This window comes from Pseudoalteromonas sp. SG43-4 (assembly GCF_014164325.1).
Classification (GTDB): Bacteria; Pseudomonadota; Gammaproteobacteria; order Enterobacterales; family Alteromonadaceae; genus Pseudoalteromonas; species Pseudoalteromonas distincta.
Genome location: NZ_JACJFB010000002.1, coordinates 73,354 through 88,524, shown reverse-complemented (window position 1 = coordinate 88,524; position 15,171 = coordinate 73,354). Strand labels below are relative to the sequence as shown.

At 38.9% G+C, this 15,171-nt stretch carries 12 protein-coding genes; 2 read left to right on the top strand and 10 right to left on the bottom strand.

Features of this window, described 5'->3' with window-relative positions:
- Positions 1 to 34 precede the first annotated feature (34 nt).
- From H5160_RS02425 to H5160_RS02390, 8 genes are all read right to left on the bottom strand, one after another.
- Positions 35 to 1,387, bottom strand: coding sequence for an SPOR domain-containing protein (locus H5160_RS02425; RefSeq protein WP_182736624.1), 1,353 nt, complete (start codon positions 1,385 to 1,387; stop codon positions 35 to 37).
- Entirely contained in the window at positions 1,388 to 2,458 is a 1,071-nt protein-coding gene (aroB, locus tag H5160_RS02420; protein WP_024596026.1) for a 3-dehydroquinate synthase, read from the bottom strand.
- Between the two features lie 27 nt (positions 2,459 to 2,485).
- The gene (aroK, locus tag H5160_RS02415) at positions 2,486 to 3,004 is read right to left on the bottom strand and encodes a shikimate kinase AroK (RefSeq protein WP_004589350.1); all 519 of its coding nucleotides are present in this window, start codon (positions 3,002 to 3,004) and stop codon (positions 2,486 to 2,488) included.
- 184 nt (positions 3,005 to 3,188) lie between these two features.
- Complete coding sequence (locus tag H5160_RS02410) at positions 3,189 to 5,294, bottom strand: type IV pilus secretin PilQ (protein ID WP_024596027.1); 2,106 nt, start codon at positions 5,292 to 5,294, stop codon at positions 3,189 to 3,191.
- Positions 5,281 to 5,820, bottom strand: coding sequence for a pilus assembly protein PilP (locus H5160_RS02405; protein ID WP_002958378.1), 540 nt, complete (start codon positions 5,818 to 5,820; stop codon positions 5,281 to 5,283). The genes H5160_RS02410 and H5160_RS02405 overlap by 14 nt, the downstream gene beginning before the upstream one ends.
- Entirely contained in the window at positions 5,817 to 6,422 is a 606-nt protein-coding gene (locus H5160_RS02400) for a type 4a pilus biogenesis protein PilO (protein WP_024596028.1), read from the bottom strand. Before H5160_RS02400 ends, H5160_RS02405 begins: the two co-directional genes overlap by 4 nt.
- Complete coding sequence (locus H5160_RS02395) at positions 6,412 to 6,984, bottom strand: PilN domain-containing protein (protein WP_002958376.1); 573 nt, start codon at positions 6,982 to 6,984, stop codon at positions 6,412 to 6,414. Before H5160_RS02395 ends, H5160_RS02400 begins: the two co-directional genes overlap by 11 nt.
- The gene (locus H5160_RS02390) at positions 6,972 to 8,051 is read right to left on the bottom strand and encodes a pilus assembly protein PilM (protein ID WP_024596029.1); all 1,080 of its coding nucleotides are present in this window, start codon (positions 8,049 to 8,051) and stop codon (positions 6,972 to 6,974) included. Before H5160_RS02390 ends, H5160_RS02395 begins: the two co-directional genes overlap by 13 nt.
- A gap of 130 nt (positions 8,052 to 8,181) precedes the next feature.
- On the opposite strand from H5160_RS02390, the gene H5160_RS02385 reads away from it, so the two are divergent.
- On the top strand, positions 8,182 to 10,674 hold the full coding sequence (locus H5160_RS02385; RefSeq protein ID WP_182736622.1) for a penicillin-binding protein 1A: 2,493 nt from the start codon (positions 8,182 to 8,184) through the stop codon (positions 10,672 to 10,674).
- A 64-nt stretch (positions 10,675 to 10,738) separates the two neighbouring features.
- Here H5160_RS02385 and metL read toward each other — a convergent pair whose 3' ends face one another.
- Both metL and metB read right to left on the bottom strand, forming a co-directional pair.
- Positions 10,739 to 13,084 carry a bifunctional aspartate kinase/homoserine dehydrogenase II gene (metL, locus tag H5160_RS02380; protein WP_182736620.1) on the bottom strand — a complete coding sequence of 782 codons (2,346 nt, stop codon included), beginning with the start codon at positions 13,082 to 13,084 and terminating at the stop codon, positions 10,739 to 10,741.
- Positions 13,085 to 13,253: 169 nt separating this feature from the next.
- Positions 13,254 to 14,501, bottom strand: a complete 1,248-nt coding sequence (metB, locus tag H5160_RS02375) for a cystathionine gamma-synthase (RefSeq protein ID WP_182693844.1) — start codon at positions 14,499 to 14,501, stop codon at positions 13,254 to 13,256.
- A 289-nt stretch (positions 14,502 to 14,790) separates the two neighbouring features.
- Here metB and metJ point away from each other — a divergent pair, with 289 nt between their 5' ends.
- On the top strand, positions 14,791 to 15,111 hold the full coding sequence (metJ, locus tag H5160_RS02370; RefSeq protein WP_002958371.1) for a met regulon transcriptional regulator MetJ: 321 nt from the start codon (positions 14,791 to 14,793) through the stop codon (positions 15,109 to 15,111).
- The last annotated feature ends 60 nt before the right edge of the window (positions 15,112 to 15,171 follow it).

The following is a 15,171-nucleotide window of genomic DNA, read 5'->3' as shown; positions in this document are numbered from 1 at the left end:
GGTGTTGCGCGATTTTACACTAAAGCAGTGTGTTTTACTGATCAACGACTGCTATTTCTTGCTTTATTTTACTAATTTTTTTATAGAAAGGTTTATTTTTTCTAACCCCTGGGGGTAAAGTACCCATTGCTGATTTTGCCTCGTTTATACTCTCAAAGCTGCCAAATGTAACAACCCACCATATTTGATTATTTCGCTTCGTTTGGTAAGAATGTGCTTGCTGCTGTAGATTGAATTGAGCAATGAAATTATCGCGAACTTCCTGCTGAGTTACCGCTAATAATTGAATAACACTATTTGTATCTGCTTGCTGCATGTACCAAATATTATCTTGGCTGATCTGAGTTTGCTCTGCTGTATTTACTTTCTCTACTTTTAGAGCTTTAGATACAACGTCACCTGCTTCACTGCTTTTGTTTTTAACGCTATTATCAATAGCATTGTCTAATACCTTAACGGTATTTGCAGGTTCGGTAAGACTTTGCATGATAGCAGGCACATCATTAATGTGTACGCTCTTTGGCTCAATATCTGGCTCAACTCCTTCAGGGTCATTTAAGGTAACTACTGAGTCATTTTGCTTTATAACCGGCTCACTTACTTGCTCTACAGATATTGCTGTATTAAGGACTTGTGTGTCTTCCTGCTGATAATATTGTTGCCACCACTGCGTCATATCAGACTTATAAAGCAGACCAATAATTAAAAGCATAATTAACAACATCAAAATCAATAAGTGCAATCGCCAAGATACTTTATCTTTAACGATAATATCGGCTATGTGCTCTCTAGGTTGCCAAGCAAGCAATAAACTGGGGTTACCATGAGCTTCGGCTAAAAAAGTACTAAAAACAGGGTCTTCATCATAAGGTAAATCAGTAAAGTACCACTGCAATAACATCTTGCTTTCTCGAAGCGTCAGTGGCTCCAAGTAAATTTCGACAGCATCATTTAAAGCAAGTTTAGACTGTGATGCAATTATGATATACAACGTATTAGGGCTATTTTTAGAAAGCAGCTCAAGCTCAATTAGTATCTCTTCAGATAATTGCCTACCGCCATCAAGCACCCATAAACAAGGTCCGCACTGCTGTTGCTCAAGCAGCTGGTAATAGTTTTCAGGTAAACTTAAATTATGATCAACTAAAGGGGAATTAAAGCTTTGCTCTAATAAATCGCTCATTAGCTGAGCGTCAGTCATTTGTGCACTTACTTGCACAAACGCTTTATTAAAGTCATTGTATTTATCTGTAATGAAGGTTTCGAGCATATAACTTTTACCTAGCCCCGATGTGCCAAGTAAAACTATTAAATTTTGTCCGTACTCAAATTGCAGTGCGATTCTATCCACCAAAGCCGCACGGCTTGGTAAAATTTGTGACTGCATTTACTGCTCGATTAAGTCTCTAACTTGGTCATCAGAGACATCATCAACTAATGCACACTGGCCAAATTGGGTAGGTAGAATAAAGCGTATAGTGCCTCTTTTATTCTTTTTGTCTTTACGCATATGCGTTAGGAACTGCTCGCTAGTCATTTGCTTTGGAATTTCTGTTGGTAAATTATATAGTTCAAGCAGCTTAATAATTCGATCAACTTCACTTGCGCTTAAATCTTGGCGTGTCTTGGCAAGTTTAGCTGCTAATACCATGCCAGTTGCAACAGCTTCGCCATGTAACCAAACGCCGTAGCCCATTTCTGCCTCAATTGCATGGGCAAATGTATGACCTAAGTTTAATAAAGCACGTAAACCATGCTCTTTTTCATCTTGCGCAACTATAAGCGCTTTTATTTCACAACATCTAAAAATAATATGCTGTAAGCACGTTTCATCTAGTTGCTGCAAATTAGCTACGTTTCGCTCTAAGTATGCAAATAATTCAGTATCGTAAATCAGACCATACTTAATTACTTCAGCCATACCTGCTGCAAACTCTCTTGCTGGTAGGGTGTGTAATGTTTGTGTATCAATAAAAACCGCTTGAGGCTGATAAAATGCCCCTATCATATTTTTACCTAAAGGATGATTTACTGCCGTTTTACCACCTACCGATGAGTCAACCTGTGAAAGCACTGTCGTTGGTATTTGAATAAACGGTACGCCGCGCTGATAACACGCCGCTACAAAACCAGTTAGATCACCTATAACACCGCCACCTAACGCAATTAAGCACGTATCTCGGCCACAGTTATTTTGGAGTAAAAATGCTGATATTTTTTCAAACCATTCAAGTGATTTATATTGTTCACCGTCAGGAATAATAAAAGATAGCGGATTTTGATCTGCTAATGAGTCAAGTAACGCTTGTAAATATAAAGGCGCTATTGTGTCATTAGTAATGATGATAGGCCGACAATCACCAATGTGGTGAACCAGGCGGCCATTATCTTGAAGTGCAGATTGCCCAATATAAATAGGATAACTTCGCTCGTCCAAATTAACTGTTAATTTAAGCATGCTTAGTTATTTCCTTATTATTGGTTTTTAAAAATCTAATTTCTCGATGATTTGGTTAGCAACAACTTTAGCGCTTTGCTCATCGGTACGTACAACAAAATCGGCAACTTCTTTGTATAGGGGCTCGCGTTCTTCTGCTAAGCGCTCTAGTACGTTACGAGGTGCTTCTTCAGTTTGCAGTAATGGGCGACGCTTGTCGCGTTGCGTGCGTGCAACTTGCTTTTCTATAGGTGTCTCTAGGTATACAACGATACCTCGAGCCGAAAGCTTGTTTCGAACTTCTTTGCTCATTACTGAACCACCACCGGTAGCAAGTACAATACCTTGCATCTCGGTTAAATCGCCAATAACAGACTCTTCTCGAAGTCTAAAGCCTTCTTCACCTTCAAGATCGAATACCCATGCAATATCTGCACCTGTGCGGCGTTCGATTTCTTGATCAGAATCAACAAATTCAAGGTGTAATTGGTCAGCGATGTGACGACCAATCGTGCTTTTGCCAGCCCCCATGGGGCCAACTAGAAATATATTACGTTTCTCAGCCATATCTTTTAGTACAAACAAACTCTAAAATTTGAAATAAAACCCCGCCTAACGACCTGGCCCCAAAATTAAGGAGGGGATTATCTCAGTAATTGCAGGGGTATTTCAAGTCAATTAGAATAAAAAGCCATATAACGAGCAATTAATCTAAATAATCACCCGTTGGTTAACATAAAACCACTGTATTTTAATCAATTTGTATTTTCGGTGTCACGAAAATAAGTAATTCACGCTTTTCATTAAACTCACTTGTGGTTTTAAATAGTCTTCCTACGTAAGGAATGTCACCTAAAATTGGCACTTTACTCGTAGTATTAATGATTTGCTGTTGGAAAATACCACCGAGTACTACGGTTTGGCCATTCTCGACTAACACTTGTGTTTGAATTTCTTGAGTATCAATAGACACCGCTTCACCAGTACCTGTTTGTACAGTATCACCACGTGTATCTTGAGTAATAATTAAATCTAGAATTACTTTATTATCAGGTGTGATATGAGGTGTAACTTCTAAGCTCAGTACCGCTTTTTTAAAGCTTACGGTAGTAGCACCGCTTGAAGCTGACTCAGTATAAGGAATTTCAGTACCTTGCTCTATTCGGGCTTTTTGCTGATTAGCCGCTATTATACGTGGACTAGCAATAATCTCGCCTTTATTCTCTTCCTCAAGCGCACTTAGCTCTAAATCAATCAGCGTGCCGTTAGCCAGTTTTGCTATGTGTAAGCCAATGCTAGCCGCAGGGTTAGTGATAGGTAAATTTACATTTAATCGGTCTGAAATACTTGGTGCATCTGAAGTAGATGTCGCATTATAAATACCTTCTGCGCCTTCAAGAGAGCCTGAAATACCAACACTACTGCCTTGGTCACTAAAGCCCCAACGTACGCCTAAGTCTTCAGTAACGTTATCGCGCACAGTTACCATTCGAGATTCTATTACAACCTGCTGCACTGGAATATCAAGCGTTTCAATCATGCGGCGAATGTTTTCTATACTCTTAACAGTATCTTTTACTAACAAAGTATTTGTACGTTGATCAACAGATACACTACCACGGGCAGTTATAATACTGTTTGTATCTGTTTTTAATAGATCAGCAAAATTTTCGGCTTTAGCATAGTTTAATCGGATGTATTCACTATATAGAGGCTCTAAGTCTTCAACTTGCTGTTTAGCTTTTAAATCTTTGGCTTCACGTGCTGCAAGTTCTTCTGCAGGCGCTACCATTAATATAGAGCCATCCATGCGCTTATCTAGCCCTTTAATACGTAGTACTACGTCAAGCGCTTGATCCCACGGTACACCATCTAGGCGCAGCGTTATATTGCCCGTTACTGAATCACTGGTTACTAAGTTAAAGTCGTTGTAACCCGCGATAATTTGCAGTGCTGCACGCACAGAGATATCTTGAAAATTTAAGGTCATAGGGCGACCTTGATACTCAACACCACCATCTAAGTACGCATTTTGCGTTTCATCTTTTTCTACTGTCAACGTTAAAATATTATCTATTTGCTGATACGTAAACGTGAACTGAGCATTAGGTTCGATAACAACACGACTTAAACCATCTTCTTTAAAAGTCTCGATATTACTTACAACAGTTCCAAAATCTAATACATCTAATTCATAAAGTAGATCGTCTAAAATATCGGTGTGATGAAAGTCAGCGTAAATTTTCCCGCCACTTTCATGGACTTCAATTGCAGCTTGAGTGTCTTGTAAAAATACAAGTACTTTTGCTTCACCCTTCTCACCACGTCTAAAATCAATTGACTGGATACGGTTAATGTAATTTCCACTTTCATCACCTGAGTCCATCACTACATCTTCATTTTCAGGTTCTGTAAGAGGGTTATCAGAGACACGTATCGATACTAAATTGTTATGAACTTCAGTCTCATAAATTTTTAATCTATCTAAGTTTACCGTTACCTTTAAACCACTGTTAGTTAAAACATTAGTAACACTGCTAATTCCAGCTTGATTAACTTCAACATCATTTAAACCAACTTCTAACTCTGCAGAATCAAAAAACATTTCGATTCGGGCTGGGCTATTAAACACTTGAACTTTTGGTTCAAAGGTTAACTCTTCATCAAAAACAAGCTGTAATTCAGTTTCGCCTTTAAGTAATGGATTATAACGAACATCATAAAGCAATGGCCCAGCTATGGCTGAGTTTACAGTGACTAAAGCAACAGCAGCCAGTAATGTCCGTGAAATACGATGAAGCCAAAGTACATCCTTATGCATCCTATTTTTACCTTTTTTATTATTAATTTGCGCCATCTGTTGCCGCCTCTAACATTTCTAATTTCGTCAGGCGCTCTTTCCAACAGCCAGACCCATCAGGGATTAATTCCACTAATTCTATATAGTCGTTGCTTACTCTTTTTACTTTGCCATCATAACTTCCAAGATAATTCCCTACCGTTACGCGGTGCAAAGTGTCATCTGTTGCTGTAATTAATGCCCATATTTGTCCACTAGAGCCAATTGTGCCTTTCATTGCTAAATTATCTAGCGGGTATTTCTCTAACGGTTCGCGGCGACGCTCTTGATCTGGGTGCAAACAGTTTTTTACTTGCGTTAGTTTATTTTGAATAATCTCAGGCTGAGGCGCTACAAACGGGCTACGTAGCTGACCAGCACTGTACTCAAATATTTCAAACTTTGTCAGTTCAGGAATCGTCTCAACCTTTGGTGTGGTGCTTGCTTTTACCTGATCAATAAATTCTTTTTGCTCAGAAGTGTCATCATTACAACCAGCTAAAACAAACGCTATAGCTAAAGGTACTACGCGAAGGAGTTTCATTTTTTAACCCCTTCTTCATAACGATATGTTTTTGCAACAACACTGAATGTTAACTGTTTATCGCCCGATGATAAAATAGAAAAGTCATGTAAGCTTACAATTCGGGGTAACTGGGCCACTTTACCTACAAACTCACCAAACTCATGGTAGCTACCTATTACTTCGATTTTAATAGGCAGCTCGGTATAAAATTCTTTTTCAACTTCTGGCAGCCAACCTATTTTTAAAAAAGTCAGACCACTCGTTGTCCCAACATATGATAAATCATCAAGTAAACCAGGAGTTTCATTCGAAGTGGGTAGACGCTTTAATAGCTGTGAAAACTTATCTTCCATTTCAATCATTTGTTGACGATATATTTCAAGCTTGCTCGCTACTGCATACTTAGTTCGATAAGTTGTTCGTAGTTCAACTTCTTTTGCCACGGCACTATGGTAGCTGTCAATTTCATCAGAAACTAATAGGCTATAACTAAAAAACAATACAAGGCCCGCAACAAATGTGCAGCAAATTGCTTTAACAGCAATTGGCCAATCACCAATGTTATCAAGCTCTATTTCATTCCAATCAATTTCACTCAGTGCTTTAAAATCAAGGTTCATCGCTAACCTCACCAATTTTATCAAATGGTTTTACATAAAATTCCATATTAAAATCACTAAGTAAACGCGAAGATTGATCGCCTGCAACAATGCCCTGCATTGAAGGATTCTCTAGTAAATATGAGCTTTGTACTTGGCGGAGCATTGTTGATAGACGATTATTAGATTCACTACGTCCTAAAACATGTATTTGGCTGCCTTTGCGCTCCAGTTTTGTTAAATAAACACCACCTGGCACTATTTTGGCAACTTCATCCATTATTTGCGTACCCAAGTTACGGCTGCTTTGCAATTCTTCAATGAGCCTCATACGCTGTTGTAAATTTTCCTTTCTTTTATCTAAGCTTCGTATTTCACTTATTTTTTTATCTAGCATGCTAATTTCTGAGCTTAAATAATTATTCTTTAAGTTTTGACCGTCTTTTAAGGCACTATAAAAAGAGCTTAATAAATACATACTTGCAAAACAAAGTATAACGACACCAACAAGTATAGTTACAAATTTCTTTTTCGATTCTTCGCGTTGTGATTCACGCCAAGGCAGTAGATTTATATGTGGCATGTTGAAAAACTCCTTAATGCCAACCCTGTTGCAATTGCAAACTGCGTTTTGTGACGCTGCATTATATTACGGTCTACCTTTGGGGAAATTTCCATATTTACAAAAGGCTCTGCAACAACTGAGTGGATACCGAGTTCTTCAATAAGCAATCGGTCGATACCTTTTATCATCGATGTACCGCCCGTTAATACAATATAATCTATTTGCTCTTTACCACTGGTTGTTAAAAACATTTGCACAGCTCTGCGAACTTGTTGAAGTAACGAAGTTTGAAAAGGGGCTAATACTTCAAAGGTATAGTTTGGCGGTAAATCACCTGATGTTTTGCCTATTTCGGCTTCATCAAAGCCTTTATTATAATAAGCAACAATACTATTTGTATATTGATCGCCACCAAAAACTTGGTCACGGGTATAAATGGTTTCCCCAGCTTGCACAACACTCACAAGCATTAAAACTGCGCCAATATCGACCACAGCCACACACTTATTAAATGCATCGCTAGGTAATTGTTGATAGTAAACGTCCATAGCACGGCTCAATGCGTAGCTTTCTACATCTACTATTTTGGCCTCTAAATTTGCGGCTTCTAAAGCGCCCACCCGTGCTTCAACACTCTCAGTACGAGCAGCCGAAAGCAAAACATTCATTTTGCTAGGATCGGCCTCATTCGTCGAAAGCTTCTCAAAATCGAGGCTCACTTCATCAAGTGGGTAAGGGATTAAACTATCAGCTTCAATTTCAATTTGCGATTCAAGTTCAGCATCTGTTAACGATACATCCATGAAGATCACTTTTGTAATAACTGTTTGGCCAGAAACAGCCACTGCAGCAGATTTTAACGACTTCGGTAATTTTTTTCTTAATTTTGTAATAACGTTACCAATCGCTTCAATATCTTGGATTGTGCGCTCACTCATCGCACCTTTTGGCATCGGCTCAATTGCAAGTGCTTCTAGTCGAAATCCAGTTTCAATTTCACGTAAAAGCACCGCTTTGATAGAGTGCGATCCAATATCAATTCCTACCATCATCGGGGACGGTTTTTGAAATAGTTGACTTAGCATGTTTCAACTTGGCCTTTGTTTTAATAATAAACAAGTTATAATTTTTATCTGAAAAAATATTATTCATTTTTTAATCAATATATACTAGCAGTCAAAACTCGCAATTGGGAGTCCATTTAGGGAAATATAAGTGATTTTATTAAAACGAACTTTACAATTTTTTATCATTTGTGTGTTAATTGGTCTGATCACTTTGGTCAGTCTTTATTACTACGTTAAACCTGATATCCCCAGTGTGCAAGTTTTAAAAGACGTGCAATTACAAACTCCTATGCAAGTATTCACAAAAGATGGGCTTTTAATCAATCAATTTGGTGAAAAGCGTCGTATTCCAGTGACTATTGATGAAATTCCTCAAACACTCATTAATGCATTTTTAGCGACAGAAGATAATCGATTTTACGATCATATAGGCATAGATCCTATAGGTATTGTGCGTTCGGCTATTGTTCTTATATCTACCGGCGAGAAAAAACAAGGCGCAAGTACTATTACTATGCAGCTTGCTCGTAATTTCTTTTTAACTCGCGAAAAAGCATATATTCGTAAAGTTAAAGAAATATTTATAGCGCTACATATTGAAGGTGTATTAACAAAAGACGAAATTTTAGAGCTTTACCTTAATAAAATAGAATTAGGTAATCGCGCTTTTGGTATTGGTGCTGCAGCACAAGTTTATTACGGTAAGGAGTTAAAAGATTTAACACTTGCACAAATGGCGATGATTGCAGGTTTACCGAAGGCCCCTTCAGCTTTAAACCCAATTCGTAACCCAACGCGTGCAAAAGCACGCCGAAATGTTGTTTTAGGGCGTTTATTAACTGAAAATTATATTACTCAAGAAGAATATAACGAAGCAACGAGCCAACCTATCACCGCTTATTTTCATGGTGCTGAAATAAATTTATACGCCCCGTATATTTCTGAAATGGTGCGCGCTGAAATGGTCTCGCGTTATGGAATAGATAAAGCTTACAACTCAGGTTTTAAAATTTTCACCTCGGTAGAGTCTAAAGTTCAAAAAGCAGCGCAAAACGCACTTGTAAATAACTTACATAATTACGATATGCGCCATGGTTTTAGAGGACCAACAGATGCTTTATGGGACCCTGAAACACAACCTGCTTTAACTGAGCAACAAATACTCAGTAAATTACAAAGCGTAAATGAGTTGGGTACTTTGAAAGCAGCAGCCGTGCTTAGTGTTAATGATAAAACAGCGTCGGTATTACTTAAAAGTGGCGAGCGCACAACTCTTACTTGGGATAACTTAAAATGGGCGCGTAAATATATTACTCGTTACCGCCAAAGTTTTGCTCCAAAAGCAGCTACAGATATTTTAACGCCAGGAATGCAAATATGGGTGCGTAAAAATGAAGATGACAGCTACTTACTAAGCCAAATACCAGAAGCATCAAGTGCTATTGTGTCACTCGACCCACAAGATGGCAGAATTAAAGCTATTGTAGGTGGTTACAGCTTTGAACAAAGTCAATATAACCGAGCGGTACAAGCAAAGCGTCAAGTAGGTTCTAATATAAAACCTTTTATATATTCAGCAGCACTTGAAAAAGGTTACACGCTTGCGTCTATATTAAACGATGCTCCTATAAACCAATGGGATAAAAGCCAAGGCGTAGCATGGCGTCCCAAAAACAGTCCTGCTGTATATAATGGTCCGATAAGAATTCGCCGTGCTTTAGCACAATCTAAAAACGTTATTTCGGTGCGCTTACTACGCGGCGTTGGATTACAACGTACAGCTGATCATTTATTAAAGTTTGGCTTTAAAGATTCAGACATTAATCGCAGTGAATCACTAGCACTGGGTAGTGCTTCCATTACTCCACTTGAACTTGCTCGTGGCATGAGTGCATTTGCCAATGGTGGCCACTTAATTGAACCTTACTTTATTTCAGAAATTCAAGATGCTTACGGTAATGTATTGTTTAAAGCAAACCCTGCCCTTGCCTGTGACGAAGAGTCTTTACCAACACATAATGAATTCTCACTTCATAATAGTAGTGATGAAGTGGAGCCAACAAAAAAATGTGCACCGAGAATTATTTCTAAGCAGAATGCATTTTTAATTGCTGATGCAATGCACAGTGGTATTTGGGGCGGCGGTAGTTGGGCCCATAAAACGGGTTGGAGTGGTACAGGTTGGCGCGCACAAGCTTTAGAACGTCGTGATCTTTCGGGTAAAACAGGCACAACAAACGATTCTGTAGACACCTGGTTTAGTGGCTTTAACAGTAAAGTAATGACTTCTGTGTGGGTGGGCTTTGATAACCCAGGTAACGCTCTTGGCCGTTCTACGTACAATAACAACTTAGATAGCAGCCAAATATCTGGTGCTGAATCGGGGGCTAAAACAGCGCAGCCTGCATGGATTGAATTTATGAAAGCCGCACTTGAGGGAACACCTGAAGCGCCAATTGAGCCACCTGAGGGGCTTGTTTCGATTCGTATTGATTTAGCCACTGGTTTGCTAAGCCACAAAAATGACTACACCAGCCGCTTTGAATACTTCGAAAAAGGCACTGCACCGACAAAGTATGTGCTATCTCAGCCAAACGATATATTTGAAGAAGACACAAAAACCGAAGAAGAGCTATTTTAATAATATCTCTGTAATACAAAAAACGGCAGCTTATTTAAGCTGCCGTTTTAATTTAAATAATGGCTTATTTTAAGTTTTGAACAAGCCAATATAAGTCAGAGTGTACACCCGCAGCGGTTACTTCTTTCCCAGCCCCAGGCCCCTGAATCACAAGCGCGTTATCACTATACCATTTGCTATTAATTACAAAAATATTATCGCCAGGTGTAAGGTTTGCTAACACATCTCCATTGGTCACATACGTAATTCCTACTTTAGCGATAACTTCAGTTTTTGTTATATCTAATAGGCCTGTGTATCTCAGTACTGAGTTATTAGCTTTTGCTGTATCAGTATGCTCTTCAATGAACGCATCTAGCTGGGCTTTATTGTTTAGAAAGTCTTCCCAGCTTCCTAGCGCAAGATCGCCGGGCATTAATGCCGATAAGCTAATATCATCAAGCTCAAGCTCTATACCTAACTCTCGGGCTAAAATAAGTAACTTACGCTGCATATCTCGTCCAGATAAATCCTCGCGAGGGTCAGGCTCTGTGAACCCCATTTTCTGAGCTTCTAATACCAACTCAGAAAAAGCAGTGGTACCATCATACTTACTACATAACCACGAAAGTGTACCCGAGAACACGCCTTCAATACGCGTAATTTTATCACCACTATTTTGCAAATCAGCCAAAGCAAAATTGATAGGCAAGCCTGCACCTACACTTGTATTATATCGCCAATGTAAATTACGTTCGCCAAGGTTACTACGAAGTGCTTTATACCAAGAAGTAGGTGCTGTACCTGCATATTTGTTAGCACTAATTAAATGACAATCTCGGTCTACAAAATCTGTATATAAAAAGCTAAACTGCTCACTTGCAGTAATATCAATTAAAACTTTATGTTCGTAGTCAAGCTCGCTTATCGCATTAAGTAAATCCGCAGCTTCATAGCTATTCGCCTCATGCTGCCATTGAGTTTTCCATTGCGATATATTTATGCCACTTGCATTAAATAACATATGTTTAGAGCGAACCAGCGCTACCAATTTAATACTAAAGTCGTCTGATAAACGCTCAAATTGTGCCGATAACTGCTCAATAAAAGCATCGCCTACATTGCCAAGGCCCGCAACTATAACGGCTATTTCTTGGCCTTTATTGATTAGCTTATCGTGTAAGGCGCTTTGTATATCGCTATCTATAAATTGGTCTGTTAGTAATAAAGCATAACCATTATCTTGATGCACAAAACGCGGTTTTATAGTCTGCTCAGCTAATACTTCTAAAGCTTGCAGTTTTAATACGCTAACGTCTTGCTCAGGGGCAACAATTGCACAGCCATTTAAATTTGACTCACTAATATTAGCTCTACCAGCAAAGTAATTAATAACTTGATATGTTTGTGCAGCCGGTACTACTAAATACACTTCACCATTATGGTTAAAATGATGAAGGCTATGCTGAATAAGCTGACTAACGCTTGCGACCTCACCTTCACTTAATCCTTCAACCATTAACAAATCAACATTTTGCAGCGTGGTTATAAAACGCTTTTTCTTTGCTGAACCTTCTTTTACTATATCTGTTGGGCTTGCTTGCACATCAAAACTACTACGAACAGCTAGCTTAATATCGCTGTTTTTAAGTGGCGATAGTGTTTTTGCATGTAATACAGGGTTACCCAAACGAGCTAATAAATTAGCTTGTCCGCGACAAATTTTGCCGTACTTAATCGCCTTTTTTACCTTTCGAGGATCAGTGCTAAACACACCCTGTGTATCGGTCCAAATACATACCTGCTTAGCATCACAGTAATTTGCAAGTAGTGTTGCACTATAATCGCTACCGTTGCGTCCAAGTGTTACGGTCTCACCTTTCGTATCGGCGGCAATAAACCCAGTAACAACATTTATCTTATTAGGTAAAATTGACTGTCGACATTGCTGCGCATTTTGCGCATGCATTAATTCACCATCGTTTAAGGTAAAAAGACTACGGGCATCTTGAGCACACGCCTCAATATTTAGCTGCTGTAAATAAGTAGCGAGTAAACGTGCTGACCACAGTTCCCCGTGCGCAAGTAACGCAGCCTCTTTTAGCTGCTCAGCTTGAGCAAGTTCTGCAATATTACTAAGCTCGGTATTTAGTGTTCTAAGTGCGCAGCGCTTTAAATCAGCTTGTAATAACTGCTCAATTAAATCGCTTTGATGGTTATTTAACTGCAGTAAAATATCAGCGACAGCTTGCGTGTCTTGCAGCTGATAACTTTGCCACAACGACACAAGTGTATCTGTAGTTTTACCTGCAGCAGACACCACAACACAGTCGCCCGGCTGAGTATGCCCAATAATTATTTTAGCTACGCTTTGATAGCGCTCACTAGAGCTTAAGCTTGAACCACCAAATTTATGTACACAATTGACCATATTTATACCAATTCGCTTAATTAAGTTGTCTATTTTGAGGTAAGAAAACCGTATCGATAACAAGGCAAAAATTTCGTTATTTAGTTGTTCTATATTAGGAATTTTTAACGATGTTATCGTGCGGTTTAATCCCTCAAATTGATTAGGTATTATTGCGGATTGGTATTAATTACCAAAGCGCTGGACGGGCTGCACTTAATTTAACGTTTCCACCAGAAGTGCCAGCACCTTTGCCTACACGGCCAACATTTTTATTTTGCCCTGGTTTTACAAGTTCAAATACTCGTTCAAAGTCAGCTATTAAATCGTGTATATCTTCAATACCAACCGAAATACGAATAAGCGTATCGCCCACACCCGCTTCTAAACGTGCCTTTGCCTCCATACCTGCGTGCGTCATAGTTGCAGGGTGACAAATTAAGCTCTCTACGCCACCTAGTGACTCAGCTAAACTAAACGTTTTAAGGCTAGTTAAAAATGCTGCCGCGTCGTTTATATCGCCTTTAATATCAAAACTAACCATGCCACCAAAGCCAAGTTGTTGTGCTTTAGCAAGTTCATGTTGAGGATGCGACTCAAGTCCAGGATAGTAAACTTGGCTTACAAAATTGGAACTTTCAAGGTACTCAGCTATTGCTAGCGCATTTTCTTGGTGCTGCCTTAAGCGCACATTTAAAGTACGTAGACCACGAAGCGTTAAATAACTATCAAAAGGGGCGCCCGTAATACCAATATTATTTGCCCACCAAGCAAGCTCATCACCAAGCTCTTGTGTTGCAGCAATAACAGCGCCGCCCACTACATCTGAGTGCCCGTTAATATATTTAGTAGTTGAATGCACCACAATATCTACACCAAACTTAATAGGGTTTTGTAAGGCAGGAGACAAAAACGTGTTATCTGCGGCAACCAATGCACCGCATTGCTTAGCAACATCGGTAACCGCTTTAATATCGGTTAAACGAAGTACTGGGTTACTTGGAGTCTCTATCCAAATAAGCTTAGGTTTAATTGCTAAAATTTGTTGAAGGCTTTCTTCTTTTGTTAAATCTAATACTTCAAGCTTCAATAGTCCGCGTTTTTGTAACGATGTAAATAAACGATAGCTTCCACCATAACAATCATGTGGAATTACTAACGTGTCGTCACTGTTAAGTAGCTGAGTAGCTAAATGCACGGCAGCCATACCAGTGGCCGTAATTATGCCACGAGCGCCACCTTCAAGCTTAGCAAGCGTCTCTGCTAAAATATCACGATTAGGGTTACCACTGCGGCCATAATCATACTCACGCTTAGTATCAAAGTCGGCAAACGAATAAGTCGTTGATAAATAAATTGGCGGCACCACTGCACCATGATGTTTATCAGCATCAACGCCGTTACGTACAGCAATGGTCGCTTTGTTTTTTTCGCTCATATTCGTCACCTGATTAATTTGGATGTTTAGACGTCTAAAAGAGTAAGTTATCCGTTTTAATAAGTCAAAGGATTTTAAAGCTCTAGATGGCTAAAGTTAGGTAAGGCGTTTGCTAGTATCACATTTTAGCTCACAAAAGTGAGCTTATTTTTACATCCCAAATAGGCTTATTAAGATAGATCGGTATCTATTATTTGACTATCTTTTTTAAATCGATAGAATTTCACGCATATTTACACGCTTTTTATACCGTGTGAGAAATTAATAATCTGAGGCAACGATACATCTTATGGCTAAATGGAATGGTGAGTATATTCACCCATACGCAGAACACGGGAAAAAATCAGAGCAAGTTAAAAAGATCACCGTTTCGATCCCACTAAATGTATTAAAAGTTTTAACGGATGAGCGTACGCGTCGTCAAATCAACAACCTTCGCCATGCAACAAATAGTGAATTGCTATGTGAGGCGTTTTTGCATGCATTTACTGGTCAACCTTTACCAAATGACGATGACCTACGTAAAGACAACGCAGAAAAAGTACCAGAAGAAGTTAAAAAGATAATGCAAGAAATGGGTTTAGAAGTGCCTATTTTAAACGAAGAATAAATCATTACCTTTTTAATCAAAAAACCTCAGCATTGCTGAGGTTTTTTTGTTTAAGCGTTA

Coding starts and splice junctions, on each gene's coding strand:
- H5160_RS02425 (WP_182736624.1), bottom strand. CDS start 1,387: ATGCAGTCACAAATTTTACCAAGCCGTGCGGCTTTGGTGGATAGAATC.
- aroB (WP_024596026.1), bottom strand. CDS start 2,458: ATGCTTAAATTAACAGTTAATTTGGACGAGCGAAGTTATCCTATTTAT.
- aroK (WP_004589350.1), bottom strand. CDS start 3,004: ATGGCTGAGAAACGTAATATATTTCTAGTTGGCCCCATGGGGGCTGGC.
- H5160_RS02410 (WP_024596027.1), bottom strand. CDS start 5,294: ATGGCGCAAATTAATAATAAAAAAGGTAAAAATAGGATGCATAAGGAT.
- H5160_RS02405 (WP_002958378.1), bottom strand. CDS start 5,820: ATGAAACTCCTTCGCGTAGTACCTTTAGCTATAGCGTTTGTTTTAGCT.
- H5160_RS02400 (WP_024596028.1), bottom strand. CDS start 6,422: ATGAACCTTGATTTTAAAGCACTGAGTGAAATTGATTGGAATGAAATA.
- H5160_RS02395 (WP_002958376.1), bottom strand. CDS start 6,984: ATGCCACATATAAATCTACTGCCTTGGCGTGAATCACAACGCGAAGAA.
- H5160_RS02390 (WP_024596029.1), bottom strand. CDS start 8,051: ATGCTAAGTCAACTATTTCAAAAACCGTCCCCGATGATGGTAGGAATT.
- metL (WP_182736620.1), bottom strand. CDS start 13,084: ATGGTCAATTGTGTACATAAATTTGGTGGTTCAAGCTTAAGCTCTAGT.
- metB (WP_182693844.1), bottom strand. CDS start 14,501: ATGAGCGAAAAAAACAAAGCGACCATTGCTGTACGTAACGGCGTTGAT.
- metJ (WP_002958371.1), top strand. CDS start 14,791: ATGGCTAAATGGAATGGTGAGTATATTCACCCATACGCAGAACACGGG.